The following is a 15280-nucleotide window of genomic DNA, read 5'->3' on the forward strand; positions in this document are numbered from 1 at the left end:
GCCGAGATCAGCGCGTCCGACTCCGCACTGTCGATGAGCACGATGTCGACGGCTCCACGATCCACGTCGCGAGCGAACTGATCGTGATCAGCCGCCTTCGGCTGAAACGCTGCCGCCGCAGACACGAAGCCTGCAGTGACGACCAGCAGAGCGGCCCACCTCGCCACAAGAAGTGCCGTACGCAACCCCATCTCCTCCCCTGGATGCAGAAAAGACCCGCAGTTTCCTGCGGGTCTTTTCGTTGTGGTCCCGGCTGGGATCGAACCAGCAGCCACCATCAAGGTAGAATCATGTTTGTGCAGGTAATAGCCCTATAGAGCCGTCTAGACTCGCCACGAATCGTCACAATCTGCCATCCTGGGTACCCACCACGTACCCACACGAGAGGGGAACACCATGGCCGAATCGTTCGGAATGATCGACAAGCGCCCGAATGGCCGCTATCGCGCCCGCTTCACCGAACCGGACCCGCACGGCACCAGCGGGAAGGCCGCAGCCGAACGCAGGATCACCGCACCAGGGACTTTTGCGACGAAAAGCGAAGCGCGGCAATGGCTTTCGATCCAGCAGGCGGCCCTCGCGAGCGGTACGTGGGTACACCCTGACGTTGCGGCGCGGCAGGCCGCCGAGCACGCCGCAGCGGCAGCAGCAGCGGCCACACCGTTCGGCACCTATGCCGCCCGCTGGATCGAGACGCGCACGAACAGCAAGGGCGAGGCGCTGCGCCCCCGGACACGCAAAGAGTATGAACGAATGCTCGATACCGGCCCTCTTGCCTTCTGGTCCGAACAGCCGTTGAACGCGATCACGCCCGAGATGGTGCGCGATTGGCGCTCCGACCTGCTGAAAGGCGGGAAGCTCACCCAAACAGCGCGCGCCTACGACCTCATGAAATCGATCATGAAGACGGCCGTCGAGGACGAGCTATTGAGCGCGAACCCGTGCCGTGTGAAAGGCGGGTCGATTACTTCCACCGGCCGGAAAGTCCGTCCGCCCACCGACGACGAGCTCGATTCGCTCATCACGCACATCGAAAGTCGCTACAAGGCGCTCGTTGTCATCGCCGCTGCCGGTGGATTGCGATACGGCGAAGCGCTCGGCTTGACCAGCGACGACGTAGCCGTGGAGCGGGACGACGACGGCAACGTGGATGCTGTCCGCGTCGTCGTCGAGCGGTCCGTCGTGGAGGGTTCCGGCTTGGCCCGCGAAGCCGGACCCACGAAAACCGCTGCTGGGCAACGCGTTATCGCCCTCTTCGGCGGCGATGCGGCGATCGTCGCCGCGCACGTCGAGGGGATGAAGCCAGGGGCGTTGTTGTGGACCGATACGCAGGGCAACTACGTGTCGCAATCGTCGGTGAACAACGCGTGGCGGAAGGCCAGGAAGGCCGCCGGATGCCCCGATGTCACGTTCCACTCGCTACGCCACTATGCGGGCACCCGGTACGCACAGTCGGGCGCGACCGTGGCCGAGACGATGGCGCGCCTCGGTCACAGCTCGGCGAAGGCCGCTATGAGGTATCAGCACAGCGGCTCCCGCGACGACGAGCTTGCGCGTCGCGCTGCGCGTCCGTAGACGATGCTGGTTGCGCTCCCTGGGCGGTGGTGCCGCGCTCCCGGGCCTTCGGCCCTCCCGCGCTTCACCAGCGCCCAGGGAGGTCGGGAGGGTGACCACGGTTGCGAGTGTGCAGCTGTCGACGTCGTGGAGACGATGGGTTGGGATGGTCCGTTGACAGCGGGCACCATAGCCACCCATCCCAGCACGTCGAAAGCCCCAACCTCTGCACCCGCGTGGCGCATCGCGAAGCGCGGGAGGGCCGAAGGCCCGGGAGCGCGGCGCGATAGCGCCCAGCAGCCCACTTCATCTACCCTGATCCCGTTGAGTACTTCTCTTCCATTCTTCCGCCGTCGCGGGCTTGGTGGCGCTCCGGTGTTGGACCTCCCGCCAGGGTGGTACTTCGTACACACCCTGGCGCGATGGTCCAATACCTCCGCGCAACATCGTATGCGCAGGTCAGAGCCAGTTTTCAATCGCGCCGTTTTTGGTCCGCGGCGCGATACAACGGCGCAATAGAAACCGCAGGTCAGAGCGTTTTTTAGGGCACCCTTACGGTCGAATAGAAACCGCAGGTCAACGGGGTGCCCCTACGGACCCATCGAACGGCGAACACCCCTGGAACCAGCGATGGTTCCAGGGGTGTTCTGTCTGTTGCCCTCGCGGGGCGGCCCATCGGCCGGCCGCAAGCGGCAGGCCGATGGATTCAACTACTTGTCGCCGTGTTGCCGTTCCTCACGGGTGCGCCCGTGGTTGCCCACCACCGTCGGCCCCGTGGCCGCGACGACGTTGGTCGTCGGTTCCGCCCCGTCGGCGGCACCTTCGATCGCTGCCGCGTGCATCAGCGCGACAGCTCTTTTCGCATTCGCCACTCGGCGGACTGCCACCGGCTCCACGCCGCCGGGTCCGCCTCGATGCCAGGACACGGACCCAGCTTCTCGACCACCGCCCGGTCCGTCTCCGTCGGCTCCTCCTGATCCCAGAACCGCTGTTCCCGCAGATTCCCCCACGACCTCCAGCGGCTGGGATCGGTCACCTTGTTCGGCCGAGGCCCCAACAGGTCGATGATCCACTCCGAGTCCACTTCGGCCGCTGGTTCGCTCGCCGATTCGCTCGGCGTCGTCGCCGAGGGGCACGCCGTCACGCTCGGCGGCGGCTGCTGCTCGGTCGGCTTCTGCGCGCGCTGCTGCTTCAAGCGCCTCAGCTTCTCGGCGGCGCTCAACGGCTTCTCGGTCATCTTCCTTCTCCTGTTCCTGTTCTGCCGACATCGCGGCGATCTGATCGGCCAGCCACAGCGAGCCGTACAGCGCGTCGCGGCCGTCGGCCTCGGTGTGGTGCGCCCGGTCGAGCTTCCCGGCGCTGCGCGCGATAGGCGTCGGCTTGCCGCCGCGCTTACCTGGTGCGGTCCGCACCGGTACGCCGTCGCTGTCGGTGACGGCGTACGACAGACCGCCTCGGGTGCCGCACCGCACCGACAACGCGGTGTCGTCGTTGATCGGCACCGAGACCGCCTCACCGGGTCCCGGCACCGCCGACAGGCGGCCGTCGATGATCGCCTCGCCGATGTGTGCGGCGAGGAACGAGTCGAGTTCCCTCGGCGTAATCGTGCTCGGCTCCATCGCGATCAACGCGTCGTGATCCGGTACGAGCAGGCCTCGCGCTGCCGCGACCCGCTCGACTTCCGACCGAGCGGATCGACCCGGCACAATCGGTTCGATGCCGTGTTCACGGAGCACTTGGTCGTTCACATCGCGCCATTCCTGGTGGTGCCAACCGGTACGACGAGCCTTGCCGGTTTGGACGATGTGATTCGGTACCGCGAGGTGAGCGTGCAACACCCCGTTGTCGCCCTGGAGCACGGCCAAGTGGGGCGTGTCGGGCACCACCCGGCGCAACGTCTCGGCGACGATCTCGCGGGCCTCGGCCACGTGCGCCGGGTTGCTCGGATTGAACCGCTTCGGGCTGAACGAGATCACTACGTCATCGCCGTGGTTCTTGCGCGTTGTCTGGCGCATGATCGCGTCCATCTCCACGGCGGCAGCGATCAATCCATCCGGCGTTTCCGGTCCCATGTCGTTGATGATCGACAGCACGCGAGCGGTACCGTCGCCGCCCTTCGGCGTGACCATGTACCGCACGTACGGAACCATCCGACCCGGCTCGATCTTCTGCGTGACGACGACCGCGCCGTCGATGCTCGACTCACTCATCGGCCCTCGCCCCCTCGCTCACCCGATCGACCACCCCGGCGATCTGCTCCATGAACTCGTCAACGAGCGCGGCAGCGTCGGGATCGCCCGAGTGAATCCGACGCGCAATCGGGTTCACGATGCCCCGGAGCTGGTTCAGTTCCTTACGCAACGCCACCCGCTCGGCCAGGGCCGCCTGCTCGGCCGCCGACGGCGGCAGCGGCACCGACGGCCGACGGCCGTCGGTAACCGCGTCCAGGGCGTCTATCGACGCCCGGACGGTCGCTGACCGGCCGAGACCCAGCCGCCGCCCGAGGGCGGCGAGCTGGTCGGCCTCGGCGTCCCCGAGCCTGAGCTCGAAACGCCGCGCTTTCGTGCTCACTGCAACCACCCCGCTACGCGGTGTCGAAACAGTGGGTGGTTGCAAGGGCACCAAAGCATTTGTACGTACAGGGCTTCGCCCTTCCCGTCCAAATGCGGCGCCCCGACTCCGGTCTCGCTCCGCTCGCCTCCGTCGGGATTCACAACGCACCGCCGGGGGCGGTACGCGGGTCATCCGGCGACCACGCCGGAACGTTCCGACCGTCGCCGAGATCGATCAACGAATCGGCCTCAGCTTCACCGGCTGGGTCCGGTTCCTCGGCCCCCTCCGCTTCGGCGATCAACTCGCGCAACTCGGCGGCGTCGGCGATCACTTTCCGAGCGGCCTCGGTGTCGCCGCCGACGGCGGCCAGGAGCGCCCGACCGAACTTCACTGCATCGCGGTCGGCCTTCTTCTTCGCCGCCGCCCGCTGCGCCGCCTTCGCCTTCCGCAGGCGTGCTTTAGCGGCCTTCTCCGCCTTCTCTGCCTTCGCGATTTCCTGTGCCAGTGACGCCATTGTCAGTTCCCTTCGTTGTCGTTGTCGTTGTTGTCGTCGTCGGGATCGATCCCGACGACCCGCATTCCGCCGCGTTCGCGGCGTGTCCCGACGCGACCGGCGGCCGTCCATTCATCGATCACGTCGTTCACCCATGCCCGCGCCTTCGCACGCGGCATGCGGACCGCTTCGTCGTCGGCGTCGGTGACCGCCTCGGCGAGCGCCGTCGGCGCGATCCCGTCGGGGTCCGAGGCGTCAATCAGTGCGGCGATCAGACGGCGACGCTGCGACTCGGGATCGGTCCCGTTCATGCGCGCCACCGACGCGGCACTGTCGGCGTCCGCCTTGGCCTTCTTGGCCGTCGCCAGGGACACCTGCCAGGGATCGCCCTCGGTCACCGTCAGGCGGCCGAGGAAGCCCTCGACGGCACCCCCGCCGACGTGGTGGGTGAGTGCGCCCGTCCTGTCCTTGACGGCCACCACGTCGCCCCAGGCGACCCGTCCGGGGACGGCCGCCGGTTGGGGTTCCTCGCCCTTGCCCGGCTGCGTCGTCGGACGGGTCAACAGCAACACGAAATCGGGGGTGTCAATCTTCGCCGACGCGCCCCGCGGACGGGTCGCCGCTTCGTGCCCGACGTGGTCGATGATGATGACCGACGTGATGGTGCGAAGTCGCTCCACGAGAGCGAACAACCGATTGACGTCGGTGGCCGAATTTTCTTCGCCCCCCATCGCGTCCATCGCCTTGGCGAACGAGTCGATGACGATCAGTTTCGGCGGGTGTTGTTCGAGGCCCCGAAGGATTCCGACGAGAGCGTCGTACGTGGACATCCGGTGCATCGCCGCAACGTCGACCGGGGACACGATGTTGACCGCACGGGTGCGAATCATCGCGTCGCTCGCGCCGAGCAGCTGAAGGCGGCCGTAGAGGGCCGGAACACCGTTGCCGTCGAGGTCGAGATACACGGCGTCTTCCGCATCCAGACACGCCGCCTCGGCCGCCCACGTTTTGCCGACGCCTCCGCGACCGACGAGCAGGGTCAGGCCCTTCTCTGCGATCAAACCATCGAGATACGGGCCGCATGCCGGTTCGGCGGTCACGGTGAGCGTCGTCAGATCGACCTCCCCGAGCGCGTCGAGGCCGATCGGAATCGGCTCGACGACGGCCTCGGCACCGGCCAACAGGGACGCCGCTTGCCTCTTCGCGTGATCGGCCACGAGAGTACGAATCCCGTCGTACCCGATTTCGCGCCGCCGCACCGCGTCAGTGAAGCGACCGATCACATCGGGGCCGAGGGCGATCAGACGAGCGCCGAGGCGGGCGTCGTCGGTGACGTCAACGATCTTCCCCGACGCGTCGATCTCGCCGACAGTTCTCAGCGCCTCAGTGAGTGCTGTCAATGCCACCTCGGCGGTGGTATTGTTGCTGCTGGACGCCCCATCCACCTGAGCCCCGTCGGTCACACCGGCGGGGTTTTCTGTTGTCGTCATCCCTGCGCACCGCCATACATGAGCGCGCGCAGCGAGCGGGCGGTGATACGGGTAGGGACGCCGGAGCGCCGGGGGAAAACCGTCTTGAGCTCGCCCCGGTCGATCAGCCGGTCGACCGACCGCTCAGAAATGCCCAGGCGCTCTTGGATTTCGCGCTTGGAGTACGCCCGCAGGTCGTCGTCGACAGTGATCGTCGGAATGGGTGTGGACATGGGTCACCTCGAAGGATCGTTCCTTCGAGTGACCCGCTGCACCGCCCTATGACCGGGAATCTGACACCGTGAGGTGGAGGTGGCAGCGGAGCGCCGTCGGCGCTGTCGCTCGTCGCACGGTAGCTCTTAACCACCCGCACTTGCCGTTAACTGTTTAGGCCGCGACCCTAGGGCCGCTTGGCGACAACAGTACGGAAACCGACAGAGACCGTCAACCGCCGATGTACCCACCGCCGCCGGTTGGGTACGCGTACCCACCACGTACCCAAACCCGCTGGGTACCCACCCTGCAGACACAAGAAAACCCCCTGTGACCAGGGGGTTTCTTCTTGTGGTCCCGGCTGGGATCGAACCAGCGACCTTCCCGGTGTGAACGGGACGCTCTTCCACTGAGCCACGGGACCAGATATTGCGTTGTCGTGCGCTCCGCGTTGCAGCGGTTCGCACGAGGAATGAGATTACACACTCACGTCGAGCGACGCCAACTCACCCCCGAGCCAGGCCCAATCCCCCTGTCGGTGGCCCCTCGTTCACGCGTCATGCACGCAACAATGACGCGCCACCTGCGAAAACACATCAATGTAAGACCCTGACCTCGCGATTTGTCATCACAGCACGAGACCTATAGTGTTCATGTCGCTGGTGAGCGGCGCCCAAAAGGCAAGCTCGCCGGTACATGCGGATGTGGCGCAGCTGGTAGCGCATCACCTTGCCAAGGTGAGGGTCGCGAGTTCGAATCTCGTCATCCGCTCGGAACAAGAGCTTGCCTCTTGCGATGGTGGCGTGGCCGAGTGGTGAGGCAACGGCCTGCAAAGCCGTGCACACGGGTTCGATTCCCGTCGCCACCTCCATGCCTGACAACTTCACAAGTCCCGCGCGATTAGCTCAGTGGGAGAGCGCTTCCCTGACACGGAAGAGGTCACAAGTTCAATCCTTGTATCGCGCACCAGATGAATAGCCCCTGTTGACAGGGGTTATTTCATTGGCCAGGATTCCTGGCACACGCGGATGTGGCGCAGCTGGTAGCGCATCACCTTGCCAAGGTGAGGGTCGCGAGTTCGAATCTCGTCATCCGCTCAGAGACAAGTCCCGGTCGCCCGCGCGACCGGGACTTTGTCGTTTCCTCGCCATTGCGTTGGGCGCCCTGGTCACGATCGGTCGTGGCGAGGGGTCTGGCGGCCCGGCCGATGTGGACGCCGTCGCATTCGCGACGAGCCTCACCGACGAGCAGCTCGGACGTCTGCGCGACTGGACAGGACGAGTACTCGCGGACGGTGACACATCTGAACTGTACGAACTCTGGGAAGAGTCCGCGGACCTCGGCGAATGGCTCACAGCGTCACGCGCAAGCATCCCGCCCGCATGACAGGCAGTCGGCACAACGAGCGACCGATTCGTCGACCCGGTTTGGAATCCGGAGGGTTGACCCGCTAGAGTTTCATCTCGCTGGTGAACAACAGTTCAGCGGCACGCGGATGTGGCGCAGCTGGTAGCGCATCACCTTGCCAAGGTGAGGGTCGCGAGTTCGAATCTCGTCATCCGCTCGGAACGAGGGCTTTGCCCTCGCGTTGGTGGCGTGGCCGAGTGGTGAGGCAACGGCCTGCAAAGCCGTGCACACGGGTTCGATTCCCGTCGCCACCTCCACGCCTGACAACTTCACAATCCCGCGCGATTAGCTCAGTGGGAGAGCGCTTCCCTGACACGGAAGAGGTCACAAGTTCAATCCTTGTATCGCGCACAGTCACTGAAGGCCCGTCGAATCTCGACGGGCCTTCAGTGTGTTCTGAGCCGGCAGGTACCGTGACAGCCACTCCCCTCGTGTAACCGAACGTAAGGACCCGAGCAGCCGTGCCCAGCCTCGCCATGTTGTTCCAGGACCGTCTCGATCCCGCCGTCGACGGCCCCCGGCTCCGGACTCAGTTGCTCGCCGACTTCCCGGATCTGGACGCGTCGATCCTGACCGTCGACCCGTCCGAGGGCGACGATGCACCACTCACCCTGTCGTACGGCGACACGATGATCGCGCTGATGGGCATTCCCGCAGCCGCAAGCGACAACCTGCCGGAGATCGCTCAGTACAGCCGCCTGTGGCCCGATACCTCACCCGTTCCGGGCACCCACGACGCGCACACCATCGTCACCGTGCTCCGACCGGGCCAGGACACGAACCATCGGCACGCGATCGCCGACGCCGTGCTGCTGTCGAAGGTGATCGCCTCGACGATCGCCCTCACCGACACCGTGATCGCCGTGTACTTCGGCAGCGCCGACCACGTGATCCTGCCGTCCCTGTTCCGCGAGCTGGCCATCGAGACCCTGCCAGAGCCGATCCTGCCCGCATGGGTCGCCCTGAACGTCGCGCCGCGCACCGACGGCGTGATGACCGGCCACACGATGGGTCTGGACATGCTCGGGCTCAAGGACATCGAGATCCCGGAGTCGCCGGAGACCGCCGAGGAGACGTTCGCGCGACTGGCGAACATCGCCATCTACCTCCTGCAGAACGGACCCGTCATCGGCGACGGCGACACGCTCGGCAGTACCACCGACGCCGAAGTCGTCGCCCACCACGTGCCGTCGGTCGTCATCGAAGGGAAAGAGGTCATGCAACTCACCTTCGGCGACGCAGAACCGGCAGCGCCCGTCGTCGCCGAACCGGAGCCTAAGAAACGCGGTTGGTTCCGTCGGAAGTAGCGTCCCCCACGGCGTCCGACGCCGAGACTGTCGGTTCTGCACACTATGGTGTGCAGAATGGCCGTCGATTCCTTCTCTGAGCTCCGCCCCGGACAACGACTATCCGGGCGGTGGAGGCAGCCCGTCGAGCTGATCGCCGTCACGCTGTCCGGCGAAGCCGCAGTCCTCGTCGTCCGCGATGAACGTCTCGGGGTCCGCGAGGAGATGGTGTTCGCCGACGACCTCTCGTCGTTCGTCGTCGAGCCGACGTCGCAACGGTTATGGACCTTCGACGCGGACCCCGCCGCCTACCGCATCGCGGTGGAAGCGCTCCGCATCCGGATGACCGCGGCGCACGATCCGATGTCCGCCGTCGGAACCAGCGACATCTCGCCGCTTCCCCACCAGATCCGCGCCGTCTACGGCGAGCTTCTCCCCCGCACCCCGCTCCGTTTCCTCTTGGCCGACGATCCCGGCGCAGGCAAGACAGTGATGGCCGGCCTCTACGCAAAAGAACTACAGTTGCGGGGCGACCTCAAGCGGATGCTGATCGTCGCGCCCGGTGGACTCGTTGAACAGTGGAAGGAAGAACTCCTCACCAAGTTCGGGATCGTCACCACATTGCTCACTCGCGAACTGATCAACGCGAGTCCGGGCGGCGACCCGTTCACCGACGAGCACCCGCTGATGATCGCGCGGATGGATCAACTGGCGCGTGATCCTGAACTGGTCGCACATCTCGATCAAAGCGAATGGGACCTCATCGTCGTCGACGAGGCGCACCGGATGTCCGCATCGTGGCAGGGTTCCGACGTCGAGATCCGCGAGACCGAACGGTTCAAGCTCGGACGAGTGCTCGGCGGCGTCACCCGCAACTTCCTGCTGATGTCGGCGACCCCACATTCGGGAAACGACGACAACTTCGAACTGTTCATGTCGCTGCTCGACGAGGACCGATTCGCGGGTCGTAAGCGACGCACAGGCACCACGGACACCACCGGGGTGATGCGTCGGATGGTGAAGGAGGAGTTGCTGACGTTCGAGGGACGTCCGCTGTTTCCCGAGCGCATCGCCGAGACCGTCCCCTACGAGCTCTCGGACGGCGAGGCCGAACTGTACGAGGCCGTCACCCAATATGTCCGGGTCGAGATGAATCGCGCCGAGAAGTCGCCCGACTCCCCGAAACGTCGGACCGTCGGGTTTGCGCTGACCGTCCTGCAGCGCCGCCTCGCGTCGAGCACCCACGCCGTCTTGCGCAGTCTCCAGCGGCGCCGCGACCGGCTGGCGAGCCGACGCGCCGATCTCATCGCAGGCCGGGTACCTGCAGACGATCGGATCGTCCTGCCCGCTCCCGATCTATTCGACGATCCGGACGAGTTCAGCGCGGAGGAGTTCGAGCACCTCGAGGAGGAGGTCGTCGACGCGGCGACCGCGGCTCGCACCGTCGCCGAACTCGATGCCGAGATCGCAATCCTCGAGGACCTCGTTCGACTCGCGACACGAGTCCGCGACCGGGGCGACGATCGAAAGTGGGCGGAGCTGCGGAGCCTGTTGACCGACCGCCAGTTGCTCCGCGACTCGACGGGCACACCTCGCAAGCTGATCGTCTTCACTGAGCACAAGGACACGCTCGAGTACCTGGTGACCCAGATCCGGAACGTGCTCGGGTCCGACGACGCCGTGGTGACGATTCACGGAGGAACCCGCAGGACGGACAGGGTCGCGATCCGTGAGCAGTTCACCAACGAACCCGATCGGTTGGTGCTCGTCGCGACCGACGCCGCAGGTGAAGGACTGAATCTGCAGGCAGCGCATCTGATGGTGAACTACGACCTTCCGTGGAACCCGAATCGACTCGAGCAGCGATTCGGACGTGTCCATCGCATCGGCCAGAAGAACGTGTGCCGACTGTGGAACATCGTCGCCGCCGAGACTCGAGAGGGGCAGGTGTACACCCGTCTCCTCGCGAAGATGGAACAGCAACGTGCCGCCTACGGCGGGAAGCTGTTCGACGTTCTGGGCGACGAGGCGTTCTCGGGCCGACCGCTCCGCGATCTGCTGTGGGACGCGATCCTCTATGGCGACGACCCCGCGCGCATCGAGGAGATCGAACGGGTCGTCGACGCCGAGGTCGCCGCGGGCTGCGAGACCCTGGTGTCCGAACGGGCTCTCGCCAAGGAGACGTTGGATCCGCTCGAATTGGCCAGGTTGCGCCGCGAGATGGACGAAGCGACCGCGCGTCGCCTGCAACCGCACTACATCGAGCAGTTCTTCACGCGTGCCTTCGCTACGTTCGGCGGCCGCCTCGCGAAGAGGGAAAGAGCGCGATACCAGATCTCGAACGTGCCTGCGTCGCTGCGGAATAGGTCAGTCCGGAAAGAGCATGCGTGGCGGCCGGTGACCAGGTCGTACGAGCGGGTGACGTTCGAACCCGCAGCGGTGTCGTCCGTCGCCGGGCAGTCTGCTCCGGTGCGCGCAGAATTGTTGGCGCCCGGTCATCCGCTGTTGGATTCGGTTCTTGACGGAGTTCTGGAACGAGACGGCGGCCTCTTGCGTGCGGGTGCGACGTTATTCGATCCGACAGATCCCGGCACATCACCTCGGGTGGTCGTCGCCGCGACGTCAGAGGTTGTCGACGGTTCGGGAACCGTGGTGAGCCGCCAGTTCGCGTTTGTGGCAGTCGACGCCGACGGATCGGTGACCGACGCGGGGCCTGCCCCTCAACTGGACCTGTCGCCGCTCCCCGATTCAGTCGCGGGAACCTTTGCCTTCGACGAGGATCGTTTCGTCGACAGCGCGCTCGGGTGGTTGACGCGCCACTCGGTTCCCGACCATCTGACGAGCGTTCGACGCCGAATTGTTCCCGAGGTGGATCGGGTGGAGGCCGCGGTACGTTCGAGGCTCGTCGACCAGGTGAACTTTCTTCACTCTGAGGCTGCGCAACGCCGGGAAGAGGCCGACTCCGGTCGGAGCACTCGACGCAACCGTCTGAGCCCGGAACGGCTCACGCGGCAGGCGCACGATTTGGAAGCACGGCTGACTGCGCGGTTGACCGAGTTGGAGGACGACCGCGCATTGTCTGCCCGACCGCCGAAGATCGAATCGGCGTTCGTCGTGATCCCGGCGGGGATGGTCGGCGGCGACGCGAGCAGGTATGCGTCGGATTCCACCCTCACCGATGCGCGGGCCGTCGCCGCGGTGCTCGCTGCTGAACGTGCGCTGGGGCGGACTCCGACGGAGATGGCTCACAACAACCCCGGCTACGACATCCTCTCCCTCCCTCCTGTCGGTTCGGACGGTGCACGTCCGCGGTCGGTGTTCATCGAGGTGAAGGGCCGCGTCGAGGGTGCGGAGAGTTTCTACGTCTCGTACAACCAGGTGATGCACGCGCTGAACACCGAGGGTGATCACCGTCTTGCCATGGTGTCGGTGAGCCCGGCGGGTCCGTCGTTCGACGAGGTTCGCTACCTGTCCGACTACTTCGACGGCGTGAAGCTCGGCGACGCCGACGTCAGCGGCGTGGAACTGAACTGGTCCAAAGCATGGCGGAAAGCCACCCCGCCCCACTGACCCCGTTCGTCGAGCGCACTCGAGCGCCACTTCCTGCTGGTTGAGCCGAGACGCCGCTTTCCCCGCTGGTTGAACCGAGACGCCGCTTTCCCCGCTGGTTGAACCGAGACGCCGCTTTCCCCGCTGGTTGAACCGAGACGCCGCTTTCCCTGCTGGTTGAGCCGCGATTCGCCCGCTAGGGCGAATCGCGTGTCGAAACCACCGCAACAACCAACCCCACTCAGAACGGCGGCTCCCCCGCCGCGACAACGGCTGCATGCCGAACAACCCCGTTCCGGCGGTTCAGCGCCCGAATCCGCATGCGGTAGCGGTGTTTCGCCGCCGCCCGAGTGAGCCGTCGCTGAGGTTCCGGCTCGGCCTCGGGCCGAGCGGACCCGGCCGCGTCGTCGTGTCTGCACGGAATCAGCCCGAGCTCGGGCAGCAACCAACCGTTGAGCGCGCGGGAGCGGACCGTCACTCCTTCGGGAGTGGTCACCTCAGTCCAGATGACGCCGTTCGCATCGACGATCTGGTCGTCTACCCACCCGGCGACGTGGGTCTTGAGCCCGTGATGGAAACGGCACTTCGGGTTGAGGTTGCACGGGCAGGTGGCCCCGCCGGCAGCCGGGTTGTCGTGGTCGTATTCGACGACGTGGTCGAGGTCGCACTTCCACGCGGGCATGTCGCAGCCGGGGTGGGTGCACCGGCCGTGGACGGCACGGACCGCCACCGCGCAGGCCGCGGTCGGCCGGTACCCGTCCGAGGGCTGCGACGTGCGATCCAGCAGCTCCCCGAGGTCGAGGTCCCGCACAGTGGTGTCGAAACGCGCGGCGATGTCGCGGGCGTGCTCGGCCGAGATCGGTCCGTGCCCGTCCAGGTAGGCGGGCGTGTCCGACTCGCCGGTCAGGCTCTCCCGGCGCACGATGGCGTGCAGCACCACCTTGGCGCATTGTGCCGCGGCGTCGACTCCGCCGCGCGCCTCGCATTCGGGATCGTCGCACTCGCAAGTGAACAGTGCGCCGGTCAGGAGCGCGATGGCGGCAGCCGATCGGCGCTCCTGGGTGGTGCGCGGGTCCTTTGAGCACGCGCCGGCCATCGCCGAGTTGATGGAGTTGAGGGCGAGGGTCGTGTCCTCCACCGATGCGGTGACCTTCAGTTCCGCGAGATCTGCATCGACCGGCTCGACGACTACGCGCTTGCCCACCTTTGCGGTCTCACGCGCGACGCGTGCTGCCTCGGGATCGTGCTCGGCGACGATGGCCTGCACGATCTCGATCACCCGAGTCTTCGACAACTGGCCCGCTTCGCGGAGCGCGGTCGCAGCTTCGGCGTCGATGACAGCGAGGACCTCCTCGTCGGTCACTGCCTCGGTCTGCTCAAGGGCGGCGTGGAACCAGAGTGGGATGAGCACACCGTCGCGCATCAGCGAGCCAACCTCCGGCACGCGCTCCATGCACGAGATCGCACGGTCGATGAACAGTTCCGCAGTGAACTGCTTGACGCCCGCAACCGTCGCGTACGAAGCCGCCGTCTGGCACAGCGGGTCGTATACGCGAGTGAAGACGTCGTACTCCCCCTGGTCCTCACGCAAGTCCCCTTGGTCGTCGAGCGCAGTCGAGACGCTCTCCACCTTCCGGCGCCACAGCTTGTGCGCGGCCGCGTAGCGCTCCCACATCATGAAGCCCTGGAACGAGTCGGCGCGGGCCGCGAACAGAAGAAGCGCCGCATCGTCGGCATCGTCTCCATCCGACACTGCGGGCATCACGATTCGAACGACGATGTCGCCGTCTTCGACGGTGACCGTGGCTCCCGCCTGACCTTCCAGTGTGACACTCATTTCCAAACCCCCTGATCGAACTTACGTTCGATTCTACTTGCACACACCATGTTGGTCAATACCCATTCGGACAAATTCTCGACCCACTTCATCCACGCACACCGCATTGTGAGAGCCTGGTCTGTTCACCTCACCATCGACAGTCGCCAAGGGGTTCATGTGTCCACTGATGCACAACAGGTTGTTCGTCGTAAGTTGATCGAGGTCAGCATCCCGCTGCAGAAGATCAACGAGGAGTCGGCCCGCGAGAAGTCGATCCGGCACGGGCACCCGTCGACGCTGCATCTGTGGTGGTCGCGAAAGCCCCTGGCAACTGCGCGTGCCGTGTTGTTCGCTCAGTTGGTCGACGACCCCGCTTCGCGACCCGACCTCTACACCACCGCGGACGAGCAGAACGCCGAGCGGAAGAAGCTCTTCGACCTGATGGAGCGACTCGTCGTCTGGGAGAACTCCAACGACAAAGCACTTCTCGCCGAGGCACATCAGAAGATCCTCGAATCGACCGATGGGAACCCGCCTCCGATCCTCGACCCGTTCGCCGGCGGAGGTTCTATCCCCCTCGAAGCCCAGCGTCTCGGCCTTGAGGCACACGCTTCCGACCTCAACCCGGTCGCGGTTCTCATCAACAAAGCGCTCATCGAGATTCCGCCGAAGTTCTCCGGTCAGCCGCCTGTGTTCCCCGGCGCCGCGGACGAGACCATCCAAGATTGGCCACGCGCCACCGGGCTCGCTGAAGACGTTCGGCGGTACGGCCAGTGGATGCGCGACGAGGCCGAGAAGCGAATCGGCCACCTCTACCCCAAGGCGAAGCTGCCTGACGGGTCCGAAGCGACGGTAATCGCGTGGATCTGGGCACGCACAGTGACCTGCCCCAACCCTGAATGCCAGATCGACATGCCACTTACCAGCAAGTGGTGGC

11 protein-coding genes and 8 tRNA genes are annotated in these 15280 nt (G+C 65.7%); 12 read left to right on the forward strand and 7 right to left on the reverse strand.

From position 1 onward, the window contains the following. The first annotated feature begins 396 nt into the window (after positions 1-396). Positions 397-1575, forward strand: coding sequence for a tyrosine-type recombinase/integrase (locus GM1_RS08455; RefSeq protein ID WP_008378074.1), 1179 nt, complete (start codon positions 397-399; stop codon positions 1573-1575). Positions 1576-2264: 689 nt separating this feature from the next. Here GM1_RS08455 and GM1_RS08460 read toward each other — a convergent pair. The 6 genes from GM1_RS08460 to GM1_RS08485 all read right to left on the reverse strand — a co-directional run bounded on the left by GM1_RS08460 (position 2265) and on the right by GM1_RS08485 (position 6706). After that, positions 2265-3764: a relaxase/mobilization nuclease domain-containing protein gene (locus GM1_RS08460; protein WP_008378076.1), complete on the reverse strand. Its 1500-nt coding sequence runs from the start codon at positions 3762-3764 to the stop codon at positions 2265-2267. Continuing rightward, positions 3757-4125: a hypothetical protein gene (locus GM1_RS08465; RefSeq protein WP_008378078.1), complete on the reverse strand. Its 369-nt coding sequence runs from the start codon at positions 4123-4125 to the stop codon at positions 3757-3759. The genes GM1_RS08460 and GM1_RS08465 overlap by 8 nt, the downstream gene beginning before the upstream one ends. Before the next feature lie 139 nt (positions 4126-4264). Beyond that, the gene (locus GM1_RS08470) at positions 4265-4621 is read right to left on the reverse strand and encodes a hypothetical protein (protein ID WP_008378079.1); all 357 of its coding nucleotides are present in this window, start codon (positions 4619-4621) and stop codon (positions 4265-4267) included. 2 nt (positions 4622-4623) lie between these two features. Then, positions 4624-6090 (reverse strand): AAA family ATPase, encoded by a 1467-nt coding sequence (locus tag GM1_RS08475; protein WP_008378080.1) that lies wholly within the window; start codon positions 6088-6090, stop codon positions 4624-4626. Further along, entirely contained in the window at positions 6087-6302 is a 216-nt protein-coding gene (locus GM1_RS08480; protein WP_008378082.1) for a helix-turn-helix domain-containing protein, read from the reverse strand. Before GM1_RS08480 ends, GM1_RS08475 begins: the two co-directional genes overlap by 4 nt. A gap of 332 nt (positions 6303-6634) precedes the next feature. Next, positions 6635-6706, reverse strand: a tRNA-Val gene (locus tag GM1_RS08485). Between the two features lie 274 nt (positions 6707-6980). On the opposite strand from GM1_RS08485, the gene GM1_RS08490 reads away from it, so the two are divergent. The 10 genes from GM1_RS08490 (at position 6981) to GM1_RS08535 (ending at position 12545) form a co-directional block, all read left to right on the forward strand. Continuing rightward, positions 6981-7053: transfer RNA gene (locus tag GM1_RS08490), tRNA-Gly, on the forward strand. Positions 7054-7079: 26 nt separating this feature from the next. Continuing rightward, positions 7080-7153 (forward strand) — tRNA-Cys (locus tag GM1_RS08495). 23 nt (positions 7154-7176) lie between these two features. Beyond that, positions 7177-7251: transfer RNA gene (locus GM1_RS08500), tRNA-Val, on the forward strand. 55 nt (positions 7252-7306) lie between these two features. Then, positions 7307-7379 (forward strand) — tRNA-Gly (locus GM1_RS08505). 58 nt (positions 7380-7437) lie between these two features. Further along, the gene (locus GM1_RS22275) at positions 7438-7668 is read left to right on the forward strand and encodes a DUF4259 domain-containing protein (RefSeq protein WP_008378084.1); all 231 of its coding nucleotides are present in this window, start codon (positions 7438-7440) and stop codon (positions 7666-7668) included. Between the two features lie 105 nt (positions 7669-7773). Then, a tRNA-Gly gene (locus GM1_RS08515) sits at positions 7774-7846 on the forward strand. A gap of 26 nt (positions 7847-7872) precedes the next feature. Then, positions 7873-7946, forward strand: a tRNA-Cys gene (locus tag GM1_RS08520). 22 nt (positions 7947-7968) lie between these two features. Then, a tRNA-Val gene (locus GM1_RS08525) sits at positions 7969-8040 on the forward strand. Between the two features lie 110 nt (positions 8041-8150). Beyond that, positions 8151-8996: a DUF4261 domain-containing protein gene (locus GM1_RS08530; protein WP_008378085.1), complete on the forward strand. Its 846-nt coding sequence runs from the start codon at positions 8151-8153 to the stop codon at positions 8994-8996. Between the two features lie 57 nt (positions 8997-9053). Further along, entirely contained in the window at positions 9054-12545 is a 3492-nt protein-coding gene (locus GM1_RS08535) for a helicase-related protein (protein WP_008378087.1), read from the forward strand. Between the two features lie 220 nt (positions 12546-12765). Here the strand turns inward: GM1_RS08535 and GM1_RS08540 are convergent, their stop codons facing one another. Then, a complete protein-coding gene (locus GM1_RS08540) occupies positions 12766-14361 on the reverse strand; it encodes an HNH endonuclease signature motif containing protein (protein ID WP_008378089.1) in 1596 nt (531 codons plus the stop codon). A gap of 159 nt (positions 14362-14520) precedes the next feature. Between GM1_RS08540 and GM1_RS08545 the strand changes: the two genes are divergently transcribed. Beyond that, the coding region (locus GM1_RS08545) for a DUF1156 domain-containing protein (protein WP_008378092.1) at positions 14521-15280 on the forward strand (760 nt) is incomplete at its 3' end.

The organism is Gordonia malaquae NBRC 108250 (assembly GCF_000344135.1).
GTDB lineage: Bacteria > Actinomycetota > Actinomycetes > Mycobacteriales > Mycobacteriaceae > Gordonia > Gordonia malaquae.